The sequence below is a fragment of the Peribacillus sp. B2I2 genome (genome assembly GCF_041261685.1).
GTDB lineage: Bacteria > Bacillota > Bacilli > Bacillales > DSM-1321 > Peribacillus.
The window spans coordinates 1,304,444-1,324,412 of sequence record NZ_JBGCCB010000001.1; the positions used below are offsets into that span (position 1 = coordinate 1,304,444).

Annotated in this window: 22 protein-coding genes, 1 tRNA gene and 1 pseudogene; 14 read left to right on the plus strand and 10 right to left on the minus strand. The window is 39.6% G+C overall.

Annotated elements, in window-relative coordinates; translation table 11 throughout:
- The first annotated feature begins 16 nt into the window (after positions 1-16).
- The 3 genes from spoVAE (at position 17) to spoVIF (ending at position 986) form a co-directional block, all read left to right on the plus strand.
- On the plus strand, positions 17-373 hold the full coding sequence (gene spoVAE / locus ABIE66_RS06625) for a stage V sporulation protein AE (protein WP_289324136.1): 357 nt from the start codon (positions 17-19) through the stop codon (positions 371-373).
- A gap of 104 nt (positions 374-477) precedes the next feature.
- On the plus strand, positions 478-618 hold the full coding sequence (locus ABIE66_RS06630) for a YjcZ family sporulation protein (RefSeq protein ID WP_289324137.1): 141 nt from the start codon (positions 478-480) through the stop codon (positions 616-618).
- Between the two features lie 113 nt (positions 619-731).
- The gene (spoVIF, locus tag ABIE66_RS06635) at positions 732-986 is read left to right on the plus strand and encodes a sporulation-specific transcription regulator SpoVIF (protein WP_034314458.1); all 255 of its coding nucleotides are present in this window, start codon (positions 732-734) and stop codon (positions 984-986) included.
- Positions 987-1,056: 70 nt separating this feature from the next.
- Here the strand turns inward: spoVIF and ABIE66_RS06640 are convergent, their stop codons facing one another.
- Positions 1,057-3,330 carry an ATP-dependent helicase gene (locus tag ABIE66_RS06640; protein WP_370014247.1) on the minus strand — a complete coding sequence of 758 codons (2,274 nt, stop codon included), beginning with the start codon at positions 3,328-3,330 and terminating at the stop codon, positions 1,057-1,059.
- Positions 3,331-3,479: 149 nt separating this feature from the next.
- Between ABIE66_RS06640 and ABIE66_RS06645 the strand changes: the two genes are divergently transcribed.
- The gene (locus ABIE66_RS06645; RefSeq protein ID WP_370014248.1) at positions 3,480-3,770 is read left to right on the plus strand and encodes a hypothetical protein; all 291 of its coding nucleotides are present in this window, start codon (positions 3,480-3,482) and stop codon (positions 3,768-3,770) included.
- A gap of 54 nt (positions 3,771-3,824) precedes the next feature.
- On the opposite strand, the gene ABIE66_RS06650 is transcribed toward ABIE66_RS06645, so the two are convergent.
- From ABIE66_RS06650 to ABIE66_RS06670, 5 genes are all read right to left on the minus strand, one after another.
- Positions 3,825-4,310, minus strand: a complete 486-nt coding sequence (locus tag ABIE66_RS06650; protein ID WP_370014249.1) for a spore coat protein — start codon at positions 4,308-4,310, stop codon at positions 3,825-3,827.
- A gap of 233 nt (positions 4,311-4,543) precedes the next feature.
- A complete protein-coding gene (locus ABIE66_RS06655) occupies positions 4,544-4,807 on the minus strand; it encodes a hypothetical protein (protein ID WP_370014250.1) in 264 nt (87 codons plus the stop codon).
- A 159-nt stretch (positions 4,808-4,966) separates the two neighbouring features.
- A complete protein-coding gene (locus tag ABIE66_RS06660; RefSeq protein ID WP_289324142.1) occupies positions 4,967-5,395 on the minus strand; it encodes a GNAT family N-acetyltransferase in 429 nt (142 codons plus the stop codon).
- A gap of 4 nt (positions 5,396-5,399) precedes the next feature.
- The gene (locus tag ABIE66_RS06665; RefSeq protein WP_370014251.1) at positions 5,400-5,915 is read right to left on the minus strand and encodes a YjcG family protein; all 516 of its coding nucleotides are present in this window, start codon (positions 5,913-5,915) and stop codon (positions 5,400-5,402) included.
- Between the two features lie 89 nt (positions 5,916-6,004).
- Positions 6,005-6,727, minus strand: coding sequence for an alpha/beta hydrolase (locus ABIE66_RS06670; protein ID WP_289317432.1), 723 nt, complete (start codon positions 6,725-6,727; stop codon positions 6,005-6,007).
- 192 nt (positions 6,728-6,919) lie between these two features.
- On the opposite strand from ABIE66_RS06670, the gene ABIE66_RS06675 reads away from it, so the two are divergent.
- Complete coding sequence (locus ABIE66_RS06675; RefSeq protein WP_289324144.1) at positions 6,920-7,477, plus strand: phosphatidylglycerophosphatase A family protein; 558 nt, start codon at positions 6,920-6,922, stop codon at positions 7,475-7,477.
- A gap of 17 nt (positions 7,478-7,494) precedes the next feature.
- Here ABIE66_RS06675 and ABIE66_RS06680 read toward each other — a convergent pair whose 3' ends face one another.
- A complete protein-coding gene (locus ABIE66_RS06680; protein ID WP_289317430.1) occupies positions 7,495-7,716 on the minus strand; it encodes a hypothetical protein in 222 nt (73 codons plus the stop codon).
- Between the two features lie 211 nt (positions 7,717-7,927).
- Between ABIE66_RS06680 and ABIE66_RS06685 the strand changes: the two genes are divergently transcribed.
- Positions 7,928-7,999, plus strand: a tRNA-Val gene (locus tag ABIE66_RS06685).
- A 218-nt stretch (positions 8,000-8,217) separates the two neighbouring features.
- Here ABIE66_RS06685 and ABIE66_RS06690 read toward each other — a convergent pair.
- Complete coding sequence (locus tag ABIE66_RS06690; RefSeq protein ID WP_370014252.1) at positions 8,218-8,370, minus strand: hypothetical protein; 153 nt, start codon at positions 8,368-8,370, stop codon at positions 8,218-8,220.
- A gap of 378 nt (positions 8,371-8,748) precedes the next feature.
- Here ABIE66_RS06690 and truA point away from each other — a divergent pair, with 378 nt between their 5' ends.
- Both truA and ABIE66_RS06700 read left to right on the plus strand, forming a co-directional pair.
- On the plus strand, positions 8,749-9,486 hold the full coding sequence (gene truA, locus ABIE66_RS06695; RefSeq protein WP_370014253.1) for a tRNA pseudouridine(38-40) synthase TruA: 738 nt from the start codon (positions 8,749-8,751) through the stop codon (positions 9,484-9,486).
- Positions 9,487-9,623: 137 nt separating this feature from the next.
- A complete protein-coding gene (locus ABIE66_RS06700) occupies positions 9,624-10,148 on the plus strand; it encodes a type 1 glutamine amidotransferase domain-containing protein (RefSeq protein WP_289317427.1) in 525 nt (174 codons plus the stop codon).
- Positions 10,149-10,486: 338 nt separating this feature from the next.
- Here ABIE66_RS06700 and ABIE66_RS06705 read toward each other — a convergent pair whose 3' ends face one another.
- Positions 10,487-11,176: a DUF421 domain-containing protein gene (locus tag ABIE66_RS06705; protein ID WP_370014254.1), complete on the minus strand. Its 690-nt coding sequence runs from the start codon at positions 11,174-11,176 to the stop codon at positions 10,487-10,489.
- Between the two features lie 356 nt (positions 11,177-11,532).
- On the opposite strand from ABIE66_RS06705, the gene ABIE66_RS06710 reads away from it, so the two are divergent.
- From ABIE66_RS06710 to ABIE66_RS06725, 4 genes are all read left to right on the plus strand, one after another.
- The gene (locus ABIE66_RS06710) at positions 11,533-13,635 is read left to right on the plus strand and encodes a YhgE/Pip domain-containing protein (protein ID WP_289324149.1); all 2,103 of its coding nucleotides are present in this window, start codon (positions 11,533-11,535) and stop codon (positions 13,633-13,635) included.
- A gap of 294 nt (positions 13,636-13,929) precedes the next feature.
- Entirely contained in the window at positions 13,930-14,772 is an 843-nt protein-coding gene (locus ABIE66_RS06715) for an ABC transporter ATP-binding protein (protein WP_289324150.1), read from the plus strand.
- The gene (locus ABIE66_RS06720) at positions 14,705-15,463 is read left to right on the plus strand and encodes an ABC transporter permease (protein ID WP_289317423.1); all 759 of its coding nucleotides are present in this window, start codon (positions 14,705-14,707) and stop codon (positions 15,461-15,463) included. The genes ABIE66_RS06715 and ABIE66_RS06720 overlap by 68 nt, the downstream gene beginning before the upstream one ends.
- A gap of 35 nt (positions 15,464-15,498) precedes the next feature.
- The gene (locus tag ABIE66_RS06725; RefSeq protein WP_370014255.1) at positions 15,499-16,512 is read left to right on the plus strand and encodes an aliphatic sulfonate ABC transporter substrate-binding protein; all 1,014 of its coding nucleotides are present in this window, start codon (positions 15,499-15,501) and stop codon (positions 16,510-16,512) included.
- Positions 16,513-16,685: 173 nt separating this feature from the next.
- Here ABIE66_RS06725 and ABIE66_RS06730 read toward each other — a convergent pair whose 3' ends face one another.
- A complete protein-coding gene (locus ABIE66_RS06730; protein ID WP_370014256.1) occupies positions 16,686-17,624 on the minus strand; it encodes a DHH family phosphoesterase in 939 nt (312 codons plus the stop codon).
- A 165-nt stretch (positions 17,625-17,789) separates the two neighbouring features.
- On the opposite strand from ABIE66_RS06730, the pseudogene ABIE66_RS06735 reads away from it, so the two are divergent.
- Positions 17,790-18,427, plus strand: a pseudogene (locus tag ABIE66_RS06735) (MFS transporter); the annotation flags it as partial.
- A 343-nt stretch (positions 18,428-18,770) separates the two neighbouring features.
- Positions 18,771-19,958 carry a CaiB/BaiF CoA transferase family protein gene (locus tag ABIE66_RS06740; RefSeq protein WP_370014257.1) on the plus strand — a complete coding sequence of 396 codons (1,188 nt, stop codon included), beginning with the start codon at positions 18,771-18,773 and terminating at the stop codon, positions 19,956-19,958.
- Positions 19,959-19,969 lie beyond the last annotated feature (11 nt).

Consider the following 19,969-nt stretch of genomic DNA (forward strand, 5'->3'; position numbering starts at 1 on the left):
AAAAGGAGAGATTTGGATGTTACCAATGTTTTTTTGGGCCTTTGTCATCGGTGGCTTGATCTGTGTAGTCGGCCAGCTTCTTTTCGATGTTGCTAAGCTGACACCAGCACATACGTTAAGTTTGTTCGTTGTAATAGGAGCTGTTCTTGGCGGGTTTGATTTATATGAACCGCTAGTTGACTTTGCCGGTGCAGGAGCAACCATACCAATCGTTTCCTTTGGGAACTCGCTAGTGAACGGGGCAATGATGGAATCGGAAAAACATGGTCTCGTTGGCGTACTGACAGGAATGTTTGAAATTACGAGTTCCGGTATCTCTGCAGCGATCATCTTTGGATTTATCGGAGCATTAGTATTCAGACCAAAAGGATAAAATAAGCGGAAATTAGGCTGCCTGGACTAGGACATGGCCTATACATATTTGTCCAGACCTACATATGTTATCAGTAAGCTTTAGCGAGAGCGAGGTGATTTAGTATGTTTGGTTATGGTAGCTACGGTTGTTGTGGCGGCAGCGGTTATGGATACGGCGGCGGTTATGGCGGAGGCGGTTCTACTTTCGCGATAATCGTTGTATTGTTTATCCTATTAATCATTGTAGGGGCTTCTTTCTGCTAAGGTAAAAGGAATAGGCAGAAGAAGCCTATTCCTTTTATTTTTATTTGCATGGGCCTAGCACCAATTTTCTGATATTGCCATAGGATAGGTACAGAAAAGGGAGGGGCTTAGGTATGGATAATAACTTTTTTAAAAACATAGAAGGTAAAACGGGCGTAAATATGAAAGATGTATTAGAATTGGCAAACTCTCTACAAGGAGCCAATTTTAAAGATGAAACAACTGTTAGAAACGTCATTAAGCGCGTTTCAAAAATAGCGAATAAACCGGTCAATAAAGAAACGGAAGATAAAATCGTCCATTCCATCGTAGCTGAAGGGAATAAACTGGATTTCGGAACCATTTCCAATATGATAAATAAAAAGTGACAAAGAGGCCTGCTATCGTGCAGGCCTTTTCTAGTTTATCCATCCTTTCCAAGGAGGGATAAACTCATGGTCAAAGCTTCAAGAAACGTGATGGATGGGCGGTTCGTCCGCGTCTAGTTTGCAGGATGGAAAGGTAAAGGTCCTTTTTAGCCCTGGTTGCCGCTACATAGAGCAAGCGCCTTTCCTCTTCAAGAGGAGCCAGTTCCCCTTTTCGGTATGATTCAAGTGCGAAATCATGAGGAATGCTGCCATCGACTGCAGCAAGAACATAAACGGTTTGATATTCAAGCCCTTTTGAACGGTGTATGGTGGTAAGTTGAATCGCATCCTTAAAATGTTTCGATAGCTGTTTTATCTCTTGGACCATTGCAGTCATATGATCGACATGATCAAGGAAAGCGGCGACGGTAGGAAAACGATTTGCTGCCACCTTTAGGTCGCGGATGTCATCGGAACCCTTTTCCAGGTTCGCATCATTTCCGCGTTTTTTTACATATTCCTGATATCCTAAATCTTTCTCGATAATTTCTAACGCAACGAGTGGTGACATATTTTTTAAAGAGCGAATCTGCCCTGGTATCGTTTTTAATTTTCGTTCTTGAAAAGCATGTCCTGTCTTAACAAAAGCAAATGCATCGATAAAATCACAATCCTGCAGTATTGTCTGTGCTTTTAACTCCTGTAATATACTTTGCTTTAAGAATAAGGAGGAAAGGACATCCGAAGCTGCCTTGCTATCATGGGGATACAAACTCAAGCGCATAAAGGCAAGCATGCCGCGAATGACCCTACGCTGATAAAACGAATCCGCATCTTTTTCAATGACAAATGGCAGGTTGGAAGCTGCGAGCCGTTCAAAAATGGCCCTGGACATCGTGTGTGTCCTGTACAAAACTGCAAATTCCCCAGGGTTTGCTCCCTTGGATATTTTTTCTTGGATATCGGATACGATCATCGTTGCTTCCAATTCCTCATCATAAGGATAAAATAATACAGGGGGATTTCCAGAATCATGCTGTGCCCGCATCTTTTTTTCCATCCGGTTCTGGTTACGCTTGATCAAGCGGTTCGCTGTAGCGACAATTTCATGGGAAGAGCGGTAATTCTCAGTCAGCTTTATAACCTGGGATCGAGGGAAATCATGATTAAAATTCAGAATATACTTCGGATCGCTTCCCCGGAATGAATAAATGGATTGATCATCATCTCCAACCGCACATACATTTTTTGATTCAGCAGAGAGTAGTTTTATCAATTCATATTGAACTTTATTGATATCCTGAAACTCATCAACCAAAAAATAGTTAAACCTTTGCTGATATTTCTTTAAAGAATCCGGGTGATTTTTTAAAAATACATAACAGCCCACAAGCATATCATCAAAATCATACTTCCCTGTTTGCTGTTTATATTCTTCATATCTTTTATATAAAAATAAACAGGATTTCTCCCACTCGTCCTTCGGCTGAATATCTTCTGGAAAGGCCAATGAGTTTTTCCAAAGCCCAATTTGTTGAAGGGCTTGATCATATGCAAATTCCTTATCATCAAGTTCCATTTCCCTGCCAGCCTGTTTCAATATCTTTTCTTTTTCCCATTCCCACTTCAAAAGGAAATCCCGCTGCCATTTGGATGGTTCGTGAAAAATCAGGATTTTATAAAAGATGCTATGAAAAGTCCCGCTAACTATTTGCGAAACAAGGGAAGGAGTCATATAGGGATAGCCGAGCAGACGCTGCTGCATTTCCTTTGCAGACTTCGCCGTAAAGGTCACAAGCATGATACTTTTTGGATCAATCTTTTTCACTGTGAGCATATAGGCAGTACGTACCGTTAATACTCGGGTTTTCCCACTGCCGGCTCCTGATAGGACCAGAATTGGTCCATCGATCGTCATTACCGCTTTGAGTTGCTCTGCATCGAGAACAACCCCGGATGAGGATAATTCCTGAAAATATGGTTCCTCTGATTGTGCCAGTGCAGAAGGTTTAGCTGAATATTTCGGATTGCCAGCTATGGGCCGGCTTTTAAGGAAAGGTTCCGTAATGGTTTTTGTTTCCGTAATGGTTCGTGATGTAGGAATCCTAAATCCATTCTGTTCCATATATTCTAATGGCTTGTCCTCATTCATTGGTTCTGAATTTGGCATTTCACAGGGCGCCTGCGATGGGTCACTATGATAAAAATAGGGTGTCTCATGGATTCCAATAAACAATTTCACTGGTTTATGACAAATGATACAAGAAAGCTGATCACGTTTTCCTTTTTCAAAGAGTGTCTGCAGCTCACCAGCTGAAACGGTATGTAAATGTACAATTTCATTGCCAGATTTTGCTTGATTCATATAAATGGATACCTCTAATCTATAAAAATATCGGCAATACTCATCATACCAGAAGATTAGGAAAAAAGAATGCGGAAATTGTGTTTAAATATCGTCCTGGACGGGTATTAAAATGACAACTTAACGATTTAAAGAACGGAGGGATTACTATGGGATACATAGCACCTTTAACACAATTTGATTACATTCAATATGCCAACCGGACGCTCGAAGTTGCAGAGAAAGTAAGAATTGTTGAAGGCACGACACCCATTCAACCTATCCGTTTTGATCAGGTGTTGGAAGAGGAAAAGGGAAGCTTTGAAGGATTCGATCAAGTCCAATATCGTAATCGGGAAAGGACATATGGAGCAGTCACGTATAAAAATCAAAAGGGAATTAGTGAAGAACTAACGGCTGAAATGACAGGAAAAGGTGGGTATTTCAACGAAATTGTCTAGTTCTGCAATGAAAACAAAAGAGGACACACGAAGTGTCCTTTTTGTGATGATTTCTTAGAGAATGTCAATTTCCACGATTAGAGCTAACAATAGTTGCAGTAATAGTTGGATGTTAAGAGCGATTTGTGCATCAGTTGTTGTAATGTCGATATCACGGCTGTTTTCAACAATTGTTTTTTGGCGCGTGATTTGTTTAACATTAGAAGATTGGATTAATTGTTGAGTGATCTTTTCAGCATTATCAGCATCTGCGATGGAAATGCTTACGATGACCGCAATTGCAGCTTGTAGAGCAGCTTGTAGAGAAAGGGCCGCTTTAACATCCGTTGAAGTGATATTTACATTACAAGAATCTTTAATGTAAATAAGTTCTTCAGAAAGCTGAACTTGATTATTATCCTGTCTTGCATCTTGGTCAATCTTTGTGTCGTCTTCACAGAATCCTGACAGGGGATGTCTGGAAGCGGAATCTAGAGCCGACCATGATCTTTCAGAGTCTTCATGTGTGTTACAGTTGCTACGATATACATTTTGGTTCATGTTGTTTTTTCCTCCTTAGGTTTTATTCCCTATTAAAATATGCTTTGATGGATAATCGGGTTGGACGAATAAACCAGTTAATTCGCCTATTTTTTAATACATAGGGAAAGTATTAGTTTGCGGGGGTTGATTAATAAAGAAGCTGGAACTTTAGGAATTAAATGTAAGTGCTACTATGTCTTGGTTTATTATTTCTCGCCAGCAAGTAAGGTTTGATTAGGTGATATGGTGAGTCATTTATCTTTGGAATCCGTGAATTTGTTGTGAATGGTATTTGTAACTGGATTAACATCATGTTCCGTGATGTTCTTTTCTTGGTTTATGATTTTCTGTGATTGCTCTTGTAAATAGCGAACGGTTTCTTTTAAGTTGTTTTTCTCTTTTTCAGTTAGATCGACATTCCCCTTTTTGAAACCATGTTTTCTCATAGTCCTTGAAACCAGCAATTCCATTAGTCTTTTTTGAGACTCCTCCAGGTTAAATTCATTGTTACCCATAAAATTTTCCCTCCTTCTTGCTTTCTATATATAGACTATGTATTTTTGCGGAGATTGCCATTGAACGGATATGTTTTTTTTATAAAATGATAATTTAAGATCATGAACGAACAAAAAAACGCTGTCCAATCAGAAGACTGAAAGGACAGCGTTTTTATATCATAAAATGGTTTTCTTCATCGTTTTATGTGGAATGCCAGCATCCAGAAATTCGTCGGAAACGATCTCATATCCTAATTTCGAATAAAAAGGAATCGCATGTACCTGGGCATCAAGCTTCAATTGAGGTACTTCCTGCTGGATTGCGTATTCTTCGATAGCGTTCATGATCATGGCACCGGCACCATTCTTTCGGCCCGATGACAGTACACAAATGCGCTGGACTTTACCAATGTTGTCGATGACCCTGAAGCGGCCGGCACCGATTGGCTGTTCCTGCTCATCATATAAAACGAAATGTGTAGACTCTTCTTCATATTCATCGATCTCTTCTTCAAGAGGGACATTTTGCTCTTGGACGAATACTTTTTTTCTAATCAAATAAGCATTTTCAAGCTCTTGGCTGTTCTCTGCAATTTTTACAAACACGAAATCATTCAGCTCCTAATCTAAATGTTTCATAAACGGTCCATGCCCCATCTTCAAGCTGATACAGCAAGTGAACGCGTTTCACCTCTTCTTCATGGCTAACGTCAAGCATGCTCAATTGGCCTAAAACATCAGAATGCTCATTATCGGATAAATCTTGAGCGATGGTAATATGCGGGACAAATGCATGTTCATTTTCACTTTTCATAAATTCCTCATTGTTAAGTGCATCATGCAGCTCTTGAAGCCCTTCGGATAAATCAACTTTGAAATAAATAGTATTGCTTACGGGTTGGAAAGACTTCGCTTTCGTTACGTTCATCGTAAAAGGCTTGCACTTGTTAGCAATGTCTTTTAATTGTTCAGCGATCGTCGAAATTTCCATATCCGTCGCTTCGAACGTTGGTTTAAGCGTTAGATGCGGTGGAATGAAAGCATATTTAGTATCATACCGTTTTCGATAGGAGTTAGCTAAATCTTGAAGTTTTTTTGAAGGGAAAATTGCAACACCATATTTCATAAATAAAACCTCCTGATATTTTTAAATTTTTGTATTATAGTTGGACGTGTTTTTCTTGAAACCATCTTAAAGGGAGGATTTCGAGTAAGTTAGAACATTTCCAATAGTGCTCTCTTTAAATCTGCCTGCCAATATTTCCAGGTATGATTACCTTCAAATTCTTCATAGAAGCATGGAAATCCTTTTTGGTTTAGTAACTTATGCAATTCCCTGTTGGGTTCTATGAAGTTTGCCTTGTTGCCATCCGTGGTCGGAACATCCGTTTCCCCAGTCCCGATCACATGGTAAAGTTCGAGGAGATGCGGATCCTCAAAATTACGTACAGCATCCATTACGGCTTCATTGGCAAGTGGCGACTGCATGATGCATTTCCCGAATGTATGGGGGTATTGCAGGGCGGCCAATAAAGAAACTGTACCACCAAGAGAGTCACCGATCAAAGTTCGACCATGTCCCATTTGATAGGTTGGAAATTCATCATCTAAAAACGGGACAAGTTCATGGGCAAGAAAACGTATGTATGCAATGTGCTGTTCCCCGTCCGGATGATATTTGCGCCTGCGGTCAAAGCGGTCTTTATAGGGAATTCCGACAATGATGATATTCTCGATCTCATCGTTTCCTAACAGTTCATCGGCTACGCGACCAATTCGGCCCATTTGAAAATAATCACGGCCATCTTGAGCAATCACAAGCGAATATTTATACAATGGCGAAAAATTAGCAGGCAAGTAAACAAGTAGTTCCAATTCTTCTGCTAAAGCTTCGCTTTTAAACATGTACTCTTTAATTGTGCCTTTGCGTAAACTCATTCTCCCGCACCTCGATGATAATTAATAATGAAAAACAACTTACTTGATTATTTTAGCATAGCCTTGCGACTTTTTCCCGTGACAAGAAGTTAGAATAGAAAATTTTCATTATATTTTCTAAAAATTTAAATTATAAGGTGTTATAATACAAGGATATAGAAAAATAATACAATAAAAGAGGTGGCGAATAAAATGGCAGATGTACAGGTACACAGCAGGGAAGTAACAAAGGCGGCTAAACGATCATTAATAGAACGTGGTGTCAGTGTGGAAGCAATTGCAAAAATCGTTTATGAATTGCAGTTCCCGTATAAAGCTGATCTTAAGCTTGAGGAATGCATCCACAGCGTTGAGCGTGTCCTGTTGAAAAGGGAAATTCAACATGCCATTTTAGTCGGTGTGGAGCTGGATAAACTGGCAGAGCAAAAAAAGCTATCAGAACCCCTGCAATCGATTGTTGAATCTGATGAAGGTTTATTCGGAGTGGATGAAACGATTGCCTTTGGTGCAGTGCTCGGTTACGGAAGCATTGCTGTAACGACCTTTGGCCATTTGGACAAAAATAAAATAGGCGTCATTCACGAACTTGATAAGAAACAAGAAGGAATCGTGCATACCTTCCTGGATGATATCGTTGCAAGTATTGCCGCGAGTGCCGCCTCAAGGTTAGCTCATCGTCTGAGAGATGAAGAAGAATCATTAACTGAACAGGAAAAGGACATTCAGGAAGAAGAAGAGTTAATCGGTTGAATCTTAATAAACAATTTTCATCCAGACCTATCAAACCTGGCCTTAATGAGGCGGGCAGAAAGGATATTGGCCATTTTAAATGTCCGTTTTGTCTGCCTTAGAAAACAGAATGCGTGAATATGGCCTGGATAAACTTCAAGCACCTGGATTTTCCGCTGCGTAATCTTTCCTTGTTCGGAGAGATAGATTATTTCCAATGGAGCGTTTTCTTCCATATGTTTGCGAAGTATATATTTCATTCCTTGTCACTCCTTTGCTGACTTGCTTGCTATATTATATGCGAACATACGTTTTTTATGCAAGGGAAAAGGGAACGTCGGTTCTGGTTTTTAAGTGAGGTAAAAAAAAAAGATAAAATTAAAACTTTTTTAATATAACTCGTTGACTTTTTAACAAAAAAACTTATAATAAATTATGTACTTAAGTAATTTACCAGCCAGTCTTACATACGACTTGTTAGCTCAGTGGGAGAGCACTTCCTTGACAGGGAAGGGGTCGTGGGTTCGAATCCCTCACAGGTCATCCGAACGGCGGAAGCATTGTTAAACAATGTTTTTGCCGTTTTTTATTTTAAATCACGACTGTATTATGATGGGGTCAAGTTAAACACCATGGAATGCCAACAAACCACTTCACGCTAAAATATGTGAGGTGTTTTTTTATGCTTTTAAAAATTTGGAATTCAAGTGTTTCATGAAGATCGTCAATTTAAAAATCTTACCGAAAGTATTTAATGCTAGTCACAGGTCATCAACAGCCAAAGGCTTAAATCCATGATATAACAGGGATTTTGGCCCATTTTCTGTTTTCGTTTCCATCCATTTTTCCTGTGTGTTCATGCTTTGCACAAAGTTGCTCAGAAACTGCATATGACGGTGAATCGTTCGTTGCATGACGTTAGCCTCTTTGATACACTATGCAGAAGTACATTTCACTTTGATTGCTAGGATTAAAATCGAAAGACATTAATAAGATGTATGAACTTTACATAAATCATGGTCCTTGTAAGCTGTGGGGTGCTCCAATCGAGACCTGAAAAGGGGAGCGGATTATCCTGTTACTACAGTTGCTTTAGACTTTTGAAAGAAGTAACGAAGTTCAGTTTAACCTGATATATAGGGGAATAAAGGGACAAAATACAATACAATATAATATTGTTTATAAGAAAAAATCATATGTTCCCTCATACAGCAGGAGTTGTATGGGGGCTTGTATTTTATCAAGAATTTTCTGTTTAGATGACTATACAGTAATAAAATAAGGAGGAAGAAATGAACAATTATAAATTGACGATTCAATATGATGGCGGGCGCTATAAGGGCTGGCAACGACTCGGTAATAGTGATGATACCATTCAAGGGAAAATAGAAAATGTATTAACGGAAATGGTAGGGGAAAAAATTGAAATCATCGGATGCAGCAGAACAGATGCAGGTGTACATGCTCTTGCTCAAATTGCCAATTTTAAGATCGGAGAAAATCTGACTGAATCTGAAATCATGAACTATTTGAATAGATATTTACCCCAAGATATCAGCGTTGTGGATGTTACATTAGTTCCTGATCGTTTTCATGCCCGTTATAATGCTAAGGATAAAACCTATCTGTATAAGATCTGGAACGAGCAATATACAAATCCTTTCATGCGAAAGTACAGTATGCATGTTGAGGAAAAGCTGAATATCACAAAAATGAAAAGAGCATGTCAATATTTTATAGGTGAACATGATTTTACTTCTTTTTCTAATGCAAAGTCTAAGAAAAAATCCATGGTGCGTGAAATATATTTTATTGATATAGAAGAAAATGCCGGCTTCATCCAAATTACAGTGCGAGGTGATGGATTTCTTTATAATATGGTCAGAAAAATTGTCGGAACGTTGATAGAAGTTGGGTTGGGTGAAATAGATGCTGAAAATATACCAAGTATTTTAGAGTCAAAAGAAAGAATCCAGACGGGTCGTATGGCGGAGGCAGCTGGGTTGTACTTGGTAAAGGTTGATTTTTAGACCAAATATTGATGTATCGCCTAATGCATTGTTTAAATCATCACCGATATCCCATAGGGTCTCAAAACACTTTGGACTAGTTGCAAGAAATAGGGAAGAATGGTAAAGGGGAAATAACGAAAGAAGGGGAGATTTCCATGAGGTTAGAAGGAAAGAAAATTATCAGTCTTGTGCACCACGATTTTGAAGATTTAGAGCTCTGGTATCCGATCTTACGATTGAAAGAAGAGGGAGCGATTGTTCACCTCGCTGGAGAAAAGGCGAATGAAACGTACATTGGAAAATATGGTGTACCAGCCGTATCTGATTATGAGTATGGCAGTATTAAAGCTGAAGAATATGATGCCATTCTTGTACCAGGCGGTTGGGCACCTGACAAAATTCGTCGGTTTCCTGAAGTGATATCACTTATCCAAAGCATGGAAGAAAATAAAAAACCCATCGGGCAAATTTGTCACGCTGGTTGGGTGTTGATTTCTGCTAAAATTTTACATGGGAAGAATGTAACGAGTACACCTGGCATTAAAGATGATATGGAAAATGCGGGGGCAACTTGGATAGATAAGCCCGTCGTAGTAGATGGAAACCTTGTATCAAGCAGACGCCCGCCTGATCTACCGGATTATTTAAGGGAATTGATTAACGTGATTGAAAAGCGTTAAAACATAATAGCGTGAAAAAGTGGTTTTTCCTTCTGGAAAAACCACTTTTAATTATTCCTATTTCCAATTACCAAATGCGAAATATGAAATTAAAAAGGAGTATCTTCACTCATTTAATGCAGTAACCAGTTTGATTTCTATGAAGGGGTCCCTATTCGAATTCCTCACGGGTCATCCGAACGGCGAAAGCATTGCTGTTCTTCCCGTTTTTTATTTTGTCATTTTAGAAATCTTTACCTTCTGAATGCAAAGCACAAAGACTGCATAGAAACTCCATGTGAGGGTCAATTTGTCTTAGAGTCTTTAGGTTTAATGATGTTATTTGAAACAAAGGATTATTATCTAAATTGATCCTTAATCAAATCAATATACAAATTTCCTTTTGTCCCTACGACGGCATATGAGATGTCAAAAACAGAAAGGTTTCTTTTTTTTAGTTCAGCCATTAACCATTCGTCATCGTAGTTGTGTTTCGATAAGTTTTCGTATAAGATCTTCCCATCATAAACCAGCTCTAACGGTATAGAACCTGCTGAGGCCAGTAGAGGTAAATCCTGCTTGGTGGTATTTTGGTATTGTTTTTTTTTTAATACAGAGAGGGAGCCATTTATCTCTAGAATTGCGCACTCCACTTCTTCTATGTTGAAGATATCTTTTCCCCGCAATGCCTGTTTAAGAGAATCCAGTGAGTACCCCATTCGCTCCATTGACTCTTCGAGAATTTGTCCTTTTTGAATTAAGGTAGCAGGTTCTCCAGCAATCCATTTCCCGAAGCGTGGATTTCGAACCGCTAGCAGATTCAGCATAAAAACGACGGTACCCATTATGATAATTGCAATGATAAAATACAGGAATTTAATTTTAATATTAAAGGCTAGATTTCCTGCAATTGTCCCCATCGTAATTGAAGCGATATAAAGGTGATAGGTCCTCTGGGCAATCGTCTGTTTACCGAGCAGCTGTACAAATACCCATAATAAAATAAACGCGGTAAAGGTTCGAAAGATGATTTCAACAGATTCTGACATGACTATTTCTCCCTTACAAAAATCCCGACAGTTCGTTTGTGATAGCATGTTCATACAGCAAGCCCTTTATTCTGTAATTAGTAAGAAGAAAGATACCGTCTTTAGATGGGAAACCCATTTGACATAAATTGATAGATTTATTCAACGGGTGTGATAGATGAAGAAGAATTAATCATAATTATGAAACGTACTTCCTTTTAAACCAAGCCTTCAAGATAAGTTAAATCTCCGGAAGCAGGTAGCTCGTTACTTGCTTCTTTTCGCTTTGAAAAATCCATGGATATGTTTACTTAGTATTGATTAAGAACATTTTTCGAATAATAGCATCAAAATACTTTTTTGCACGGGGGTATGGTTTGAGTAATATTCGGGAAATATTCATTGACGATTTAAAAAGCATTTATAAAAATTTCTTCGTTTGTATCGTTGTTGTGTTCCTTATGTTCATTCCGTCCATTTATGCGTGGTTTAATATTGTCGCATCCTGGGACCCGTATGCAAATACGGAAGGAATCCTTGTCGGTGTTTCTAATAGTGATAAAGGTGCGGATATAAATGGCGAAGCGGTGAACATAGGGAAGGAAGTAATAGAGGGGTTAAAAGGGAATAAAGATTTGGGCTGGAGATTCACAACGGAAAAAGAAGCGATAGCAAAGGTGGAAAAGGGGGATTATTACGCATCCATCATCATTCCAGAGAATTTTTCCGAGCATATTGCGACAATCATGACCGATGACCCTGTGAAAGCGGAGATTGATTACTATGTTAATGAAAAAATCAATTCCGTTGCTCCTAAAATTACGGCAGCGGGGGCCAACAGCATTGTGGATAATGTGAGCAAAAGCTTTATCAAATCAGCTAGTGGGAGTATCCTTGCAATCTTTAATGAACTGGGAATCACCTTGCAAAATGAGTTGCCGACGATTCAAAAAATGAAGAATATGGTGTATTTATTAGAGGCTGAACTGCCTGAGCTTGAACAAAATATCAAAACCGTTCAAACACATGTTAAAAAGGCTGAAGATATCATTAAGGTGGTAAATGATGGTCTGGATTCCATAGAAGGGATAACATCGCAGAAAGACAAATTGGTTTCAGACGTTTCCAGTTATGTAGATTCAACAAAGCAGGCATTTGAAGGACTCAATCCACTCTTGAAAAATGATATTGCGAATATCAGGAGCTTTAATGAATCCACTTTAGTGCTGGCGAACCGGTTAACGGGTCAGGATTTGCCTGGCAATGAGTCGGATCAGTTAATGGAACAAGGGATAACGAGGATAAATAAAGAGTTGTACCTTTTGGATAGTATGTATAATTTATTGGTGAGAGTCAATCAATTTAGTGAGAAAAGCTTGCTTCAGCCGGAAATACAGCTAGTGGAGGATTTGCGGGATAATGCTTCGAACCAACTTCACGCACTGAATAACCGATCCTTCGGCAATCTTATCGAACTTGGCGAGAACACTGATCAAGTCTTGGCAAGATTCCAGGATGTCTATTTAAAGGAAACAGCGCCAAAATTCAATGAAATATGGAATGAAACGGAATCAATATTGAATAAAGTCAGGGTTACGATGGAAGAGGGGACCAAGGTCATTCCAGAAGTGAAGACGCTTTTGGATGAGACCAATCGAACGTTGGAAACACGTTCAGGGGATATCGATAAGTTACAGAAAAAGTTCCCGGAAATCGAAACGAAAATAAAGGCCTTGGCTTCTAAAATGAGAGAAATCGATAAGTCTTATAATATGGAAGAAGTGATTGATTTCCTAAGGAATGATATTGAACAAGAAAGTGAATTTTTTTCAGAACCAGTGCTGCTCAATAAACATAGTCTCTTTCCGATTCCAAACTATGGATCAGCCATGTCTCCTTTCTTTACGGCACTATCCCTTTGGGTGGGTGGTACAATATTGATCTCCATGCTTAGCGTGGGTGTTTCTCAAAAAAATTACAGTCCGTATCAAATTTATATCGGTAGGTATCTTATATTCTTCATAATTGGGTTAATGCAGGCACTTAGTGTGTCCATAGGGAATATTCTACTGATCGATGTGTACGTAGCGGATAAATTTGAGTACATCCTGTTTTCTGTCTTGATAAGCACAGTATTTACACTTATTGTCTACACCTTCGTTTCAGTTCTTGGAAATGTTGGAAAAGGGATTAGTGTCGTCTTGATGGTCCTTCAAATTTCAAGTTCAGGAGGCACATTTCCCATTCAAGTTACGCCTCCCTTTTTTCAACATATCAACCCCTTCCTGCCATTCACCTATGCCGTTGGTTTACTTCGTGAATCTGTTGGGGGAATAACCTGGAGCGTTGCTGGTAGGGATATTTTCATCTTGTTTCTCTATATAATGATCACGCTCATCTTAGGAATCATTTTGAAAAAGCCCTTGCATGCAAGGACACAAAGGATGAAGGATAAATTGTATGGAAGCAGGATTTTTTAAGTTCTCTGAATGGGCTGGGAACTTCGTTTACCCTTATTTGAAACGAAACTGGATACTTGAAATTAGCCTGAACCCTTAGAAAGGGCTCAGGTTTTTTTATTTTGGTGCATGGAAGTTGTCCAAATGGTTGTTTTGTGCAAGTTTGGAATATTTATAAATAAAATGACAGTTAAATAGAAAGATACCGATAAATTAGAATTTTTGCATTTTTATAGTTGACAAAAACCATTGGATTAATCATTATTAAGAAATAATGTTTAGTAAATCGATGCGATATAAAAGTGGGGTGACTTTATGTATTTAACAATAGATGGCATTGAAAAAAGTTTTTCGAATGAAAAGAAAGAAAGCATAAAGGTGCTCGATGAGATTAACATAGAAGTCGAGAAAGGAAGCTTCGTTTCAATCGTCGGACCTTCAGGATGTGGCAAATCGACACTTCTTTATCTAATTGCCGGCCTTGATAAGGCTGATAAAGGAGAAATACGTGTAGCTGGAAAAAAGGTGATGAAGCCAGGTCCGGAACGGGTCGTAGTGTTTCAGGAGGCCGGGTTATTTCCTTGGTTGACGGTACTTGAAAATGTTACATACGGATTGAAGTTAAAGAAAATTCCCAAAGAAGAGGCTAAATCCAAGGCATTGGACATTTTAAAAATGGTTCACCTCAGCCGTTATGTTGACTCCTATCCACATCAACTTTCGGGGGGCATGAAACAGAGGGTAGCCATCGCAAGAGCGCTGGTGATGGAACCGGATATCCTGTTGATGGATGAGCCATTTTCTGCGCTGGATGAGCAAACGAGGATGGTCTTGCATAAAGAGCTACTCGAAATTTGGAGAAAAACTAAGGTGACAATCTTCTTCGTTACCCATAATATTCGTGAGGCTGTTCAGCTTTCCGAAAAAATTATCGTCTTTGCAACCCGTCCAGGGAAAATTAAAGAGACGATTTCCGTCCCTTCCATGAAAGATGGGGTTATGCCGGATAGTGTAACTTTGCATACTGAACAAAGGGTTCTATCGATCTTGCAGGAGGAAATTGAAAAAGTGCTGAAGGAGGAAATGGGGAATGATTACAGCTTTAAGACGAATCATATTCATCGCGATGATAGCGGGGATATGGGAAGTCACATCTAGACTTTCAAGTCTTCCGGATTTCATGTTCCCAAGCCTGACGCAGGTTTTGGAAACTCTGTTTAATGGACTGGTGAGCGGACAAATAACCGAAGCCATCGGAAAAAGCCTTGGCCGTATCCTGATCGGCTTTACGATTGCCATTATAGTAGGTCTAATATTAGGATATTTCATTTGGCGCTTTAAACTGGTGGAAGATACTCTAGGATTCGTCGTGACGGCCTTACAGTCCATCCCGAGTATCGTTTGGTTCCCTCTAGCGATCATTTGGTTTGGATTGAATGATTTTTCAATTCTCTTTATCGTCACGATCGGTGCAACTTGGACGATGACTGTTAATGCAACCAGTGGATTCCGGAATGTGCCCCAATTGTATCAGAGGGTTGCCAAAACATATGGATCGACCGGGTTTCATTTTCTTCGCACCGTGATTTTACCGGCATCCGTCCCACAAATAATATCCGGTCTGCGAATTGCATGGGCATTTTCCTGGCGTGCATTGATGGCTGGTGAATTACTTGGCGGGGGAGGCGGTCTTGGACAATTGCTGGAAATGGGCAGATCACTGGGACAAATGGATTTGGTCATCTCCGTAATGATCATTATCGCAATCATCGGTACAATCGTGGATAATGTTGTCTTCTCTCGCCTGGAACGTAATGTTCAACTGAAGTGGGGCGTGAATCAACGGTAGTTTAATAGGATAATAGTTAAAAAGGAGAGAAAAATATGCTGAAAAAATCATTTTTTTCCCTTATTATGTCCGTATTGTTAATCGGAATAGTAAGCGGATGCACGCAATCCACCAGTAATGAAGAAGGAGAAGGCTCGGGGAAAAAAACTGTGAAAATTGGATATTTTCCTAACTTAACTCACAGTGCAACTATCATTGCACTTGAAAAAGGCTTTTTTGAAGAAGAGTTCGGTAAAGATGTCAAGATTGAAACCAAGACAGTGGCCAATGGCGGTTTATTCATGGAAGCAATGGCTACAAACGCCATTGATGTCGGAACGGTTGGTCCTGGTCCATTGCTTAACTTTTACGTAAAAAACCCTGAATACCACCTGATCTCTGGAGCTGTTAATGGCGGTGCCGTTCTTGTAGCTAGCGAGGGCAGCAAGGTTACTGATTTAAAGGATTTGGACGGTAAAAAGGTAGCGATTCCCGTCATTGGGAGCACACAGGATGTCATGCTTAGGAAAGCCCTTCAAGATGTTGACTTAAAACCGACTACAAATGGGGGGACAGTTGAGCTGTATGCATCAGCACCTGCTGACACAACTGCTCTTTTTGTCCAAAAATCAGTCGATGCAGCAGCTACCCAGGAACCATGGGGGTATGTATTGGAAAACCAGGCAAAAGGAAAGTTAGTGCTTGATTGGGATCAATTTGCATGGGGGAAAGATTCACCAAATACGGTAGTGGCTGCGAGCCAGAAGTTCTTGGATAAAAAGGGGCGCGCCGCTTCCTATTTGAAAGCTCACGAAAAAGCAGTGGATTTTATTCAAAACAATCCTGAAGAAAGCCAAGAACTTGTCATTAAGCATTTGAAGGAACTGACAGGAAAAGAATTAAGTAAAGAAGAAGTGGCTTCAGCATTTTCACGCCTGGAAGTGACCACTGAAGTTAATGAGCAAGTCATTCAGGAAATGGCTGACATAAGCAAAGAAGCTGGTTATATCCCAAGCAGTGATATAAAAGGTATGATCGATCTATCAACTCTTGAAGAAGTATCCAAGTAAATTGAAACAAGAAGCGCCTCAGCCATCCAGGCTTTGGCGCTTTTTTGGTAATCCGGTATAGGCCGGATTACTCTGTTATATGTCGAATTAATCCGTATTAATGAACCTGGATATAATCCTAAATAAACACGGCAGCAAATTGATTGCTGTCATAATATGAAGTCATGCACCTGTTAAAGACAGACTTGATCCAATGCTTGAATAACATGATCAACCTCTTCCCAGGAATGGATGGTAGCTCCTGAAGCCAGTGAATGTCCCCCTCCATTGAATTGACGTGCGACTGAAGCGATGGGAATATTTCGTGAACGAATCCTGACACGGATTTCAGAAGGATATTCTATGAAAAAAGCCCAGATTTTATTTCCTCTGACACCTGATAGCGTATTAACTAAATTCGAAGCTTCGATTCGGTCTACACCATACATATTTAACAAATCCTCCGTAATAATGAAGTAAGCCACCCCTTTATCGGTTACCTTGAAGCTCATGAGAATGTCCTTTTGAAGTCTGGAAGCGTTTTTCGGCTTTATATTAAGGCAGTTATGGATTCTTTCTGGCTGAATATTAAAAGTTCTTAAGTGCGAAACCAATTTTAATGTCCTAGGAGTGGTATTCCCATTCATGAAATTCCCTGTATCACCAAGTATTCCTGCATAAAATGATTTAGCTGCCTCTTTATTCATGATAAAGCCTTCTGGAAATAGCAAAAATAAATCAACAAGCATTTCACTTGCAGAGCTATAGGACGGATCGACCCAAGAAAGGTCACCGAATTGTTCATATTCGGGGTGGTGGTCAATTTTGATCAGCATCTCCCCATGATCATAGCGGGAATCACTTATCCGTGAAATGTTGGCAGTATCACAAACAATCACCAAGGCCCCATTGTATTTGTTATCGGAAATGGCATCCATTTCACCAATGAATAGGAGCTTTTCCACTTCCTCGCCTACCACAAAGACTTCTTTAGACGGGTAGGACTGCTTCAATAGTTTCTTTAAGCCAATTTGTGAGCCCAATGCATCCGGGTCCGGATTAACATGACGATGAATGATAATTGTGGGGTATTTCTTGATGGCTTCGACTATTTCTTTCTTTATATTTTCCATTTTGCCATCTCCCTTTGAATCTTTAAATGCCTTCTAAATAGGTTTGTTTTATCATATAGAGTTTGAGTATCTTAATCATCACATGTCACCTCTGTAAAGGCAATTTAAACACCCTGAAAATGAATATGGTGAGATTTTAGAGCCCACGATAAAGGTTACTCTAAAAAAGTTCCTTTAAAAGAATTGTTCAGTGTGAAAGAAAACCGTAAAGCCTTATTCCTTTTAATCGGGATATACGGATTCTGGAATTTAGTAGCTGGAGTAATGGGGTACTTTATGCCATATATATATGAAACAGTAGGTGGCCTCACCGCTACACAAGCTAAATTATTACAAGGTACACTATGGTTATTGACTGTTGTCTCCACCTATTTTGTATTTATTAAATTAGGAGATAAAGTAAACAGAAAGGTTCTATTTGGGATTGGAGCTGCAATGGGAATCGTTGCTTGGCTCATCCTAACGTTTGGAGGAATGGGCTGGACGGAACTGCTGTTGTTTGTTTTGCTTCGGGGAACCGCAGCAGGCTTTGGGGCACAATCATTTTATGCCTTATGGTCAAGTGAGCTGTTTCACACGAAGTATCGTGCAAAAGCTCAAGGTGTCATGTTTTCGATTGCCCGCATTGGTGTAGGGCTATTCTCTCTAGTTATTGCCTTATTAATCACGACATTAGGGTTCAAGGTCGCTGGTTTGATTATGATTGCATTCCTAATCATCCATTTAGTCATTGGTCTTACCATGTACCGGAAACTCGAGGGAAGTCTCTTAAAGAAATCCAAAAAGAACGTTATGGCGCATAACCATATAGTGTAAATTTTTGCTTTTTAAACATAAAGGATCCCAAGATTACAAGAGCAACGATTAAAGGGCTTTAAAAATTATGATCGACCAATAAACAAAATTATTGCAAAATTCAAACAATGGTTCTATACTTAATTTACCAAACCGATGACAACAAGTTACCTTGTTGCATGGCCGGCTTGTCATAAATCTGGAATTTATAAAAATTGACTTGGTTCACTTGATCTTCCTTTGCAGGAAGACAGTGCGTGGATAAGGGTCAGTGAAACGTTCAATGTAATGACATTGTTTGTTTTACTGGCTCTTTTTTGTGTATCCCGACAGTTTGAAAGGGGTGATGGTATGAATGGAGCTTTGGAAGGAGTCAGGATTATCGATGTGTCCCGTGTTTTGGCGGGTCCGTTTTGTTCAATGATTCTCGGTGATTTGGGTGCGGATGTAATTAAAATCGAGCATCATGAATCAGGTGATGAAACGAGAGGGTGGGGTCCGCCATTCGCGCAAGGAGAAAGCGCTTACTATTTATGTGCAAACCGAAATAAGCAAAGCATGACCTTGAATTTAAAGTCGGAACAAGGGAAAGAGATATTCCGGAAGTTGGTGTCTTCAGGGGATATAGTGATTCAAAACTTCAAGACGGGTACATTGGAAAAACTGGGGTTAGGTTATGAGGATTTTAAGGAATGCAACCCCAAACTGATCATGGCCTCGATTACGGGATTTGGTTTAACCGGACCATATAAAGATTTGCCTGGCTATGATTATATCATTCAAGCGATGAGTGGTTTGATGAGCATCACAGGAGAAAAAGATGGGAGCCCCGTGAAGGTCGGAGTGGCCATAGCTGACATATTGACTGGCTTGTATACATGCATTGGCATTTTATCCGCTTTACATCATAGGGATAAAGCGGGGGAAGGACAGGAAATTGATATTTCGTTAATGGATTGTCAGGTTTCTTCATTGGTGAATGTCGCCAGCAACTATTTATTCAATGGTTTGACCCCTGAACGCATGGGAAACCAACATCCCAATATTGTTCCATACCAAACGTTCCGAACACGCGATGGGGAGCTTGTAGTGGCTGTAGGCAATGATGATCAGTTCAGGAGATTCTCAACCGTTATTGGCAGACCTGATTTAGCGGAGCTAGAACAGTATAAGCATAATGAAAAACGATTGCTGAACAAGGAAAAATTAATACCAATACTAGAGGATTCATTGAAAGCAAAGACAAAAAAAGAGTGGAAAATGCTGTTTGATGATGCAGGGATACCAAATGGTCCGATTAATGATATCGCAGAGATGTTCGAGGATCCACAGATCATCGAAAGAGGCATGATGGTGAAAATGGAACATCCCACAATCGAAAATCTTAGAGTGACGGGATCGCCCTTGAACCTTTCAAAAACACCGGTCACGATGAGAAAGCACCCGCCGCTGTATGGGGAACATACCGATGCCGTTTTGGCTGAAATTGGATATAGTCCGGACCAAATAATCAAATTCAAGCAAAATAAAATTATTTAGGAGGAATTTTG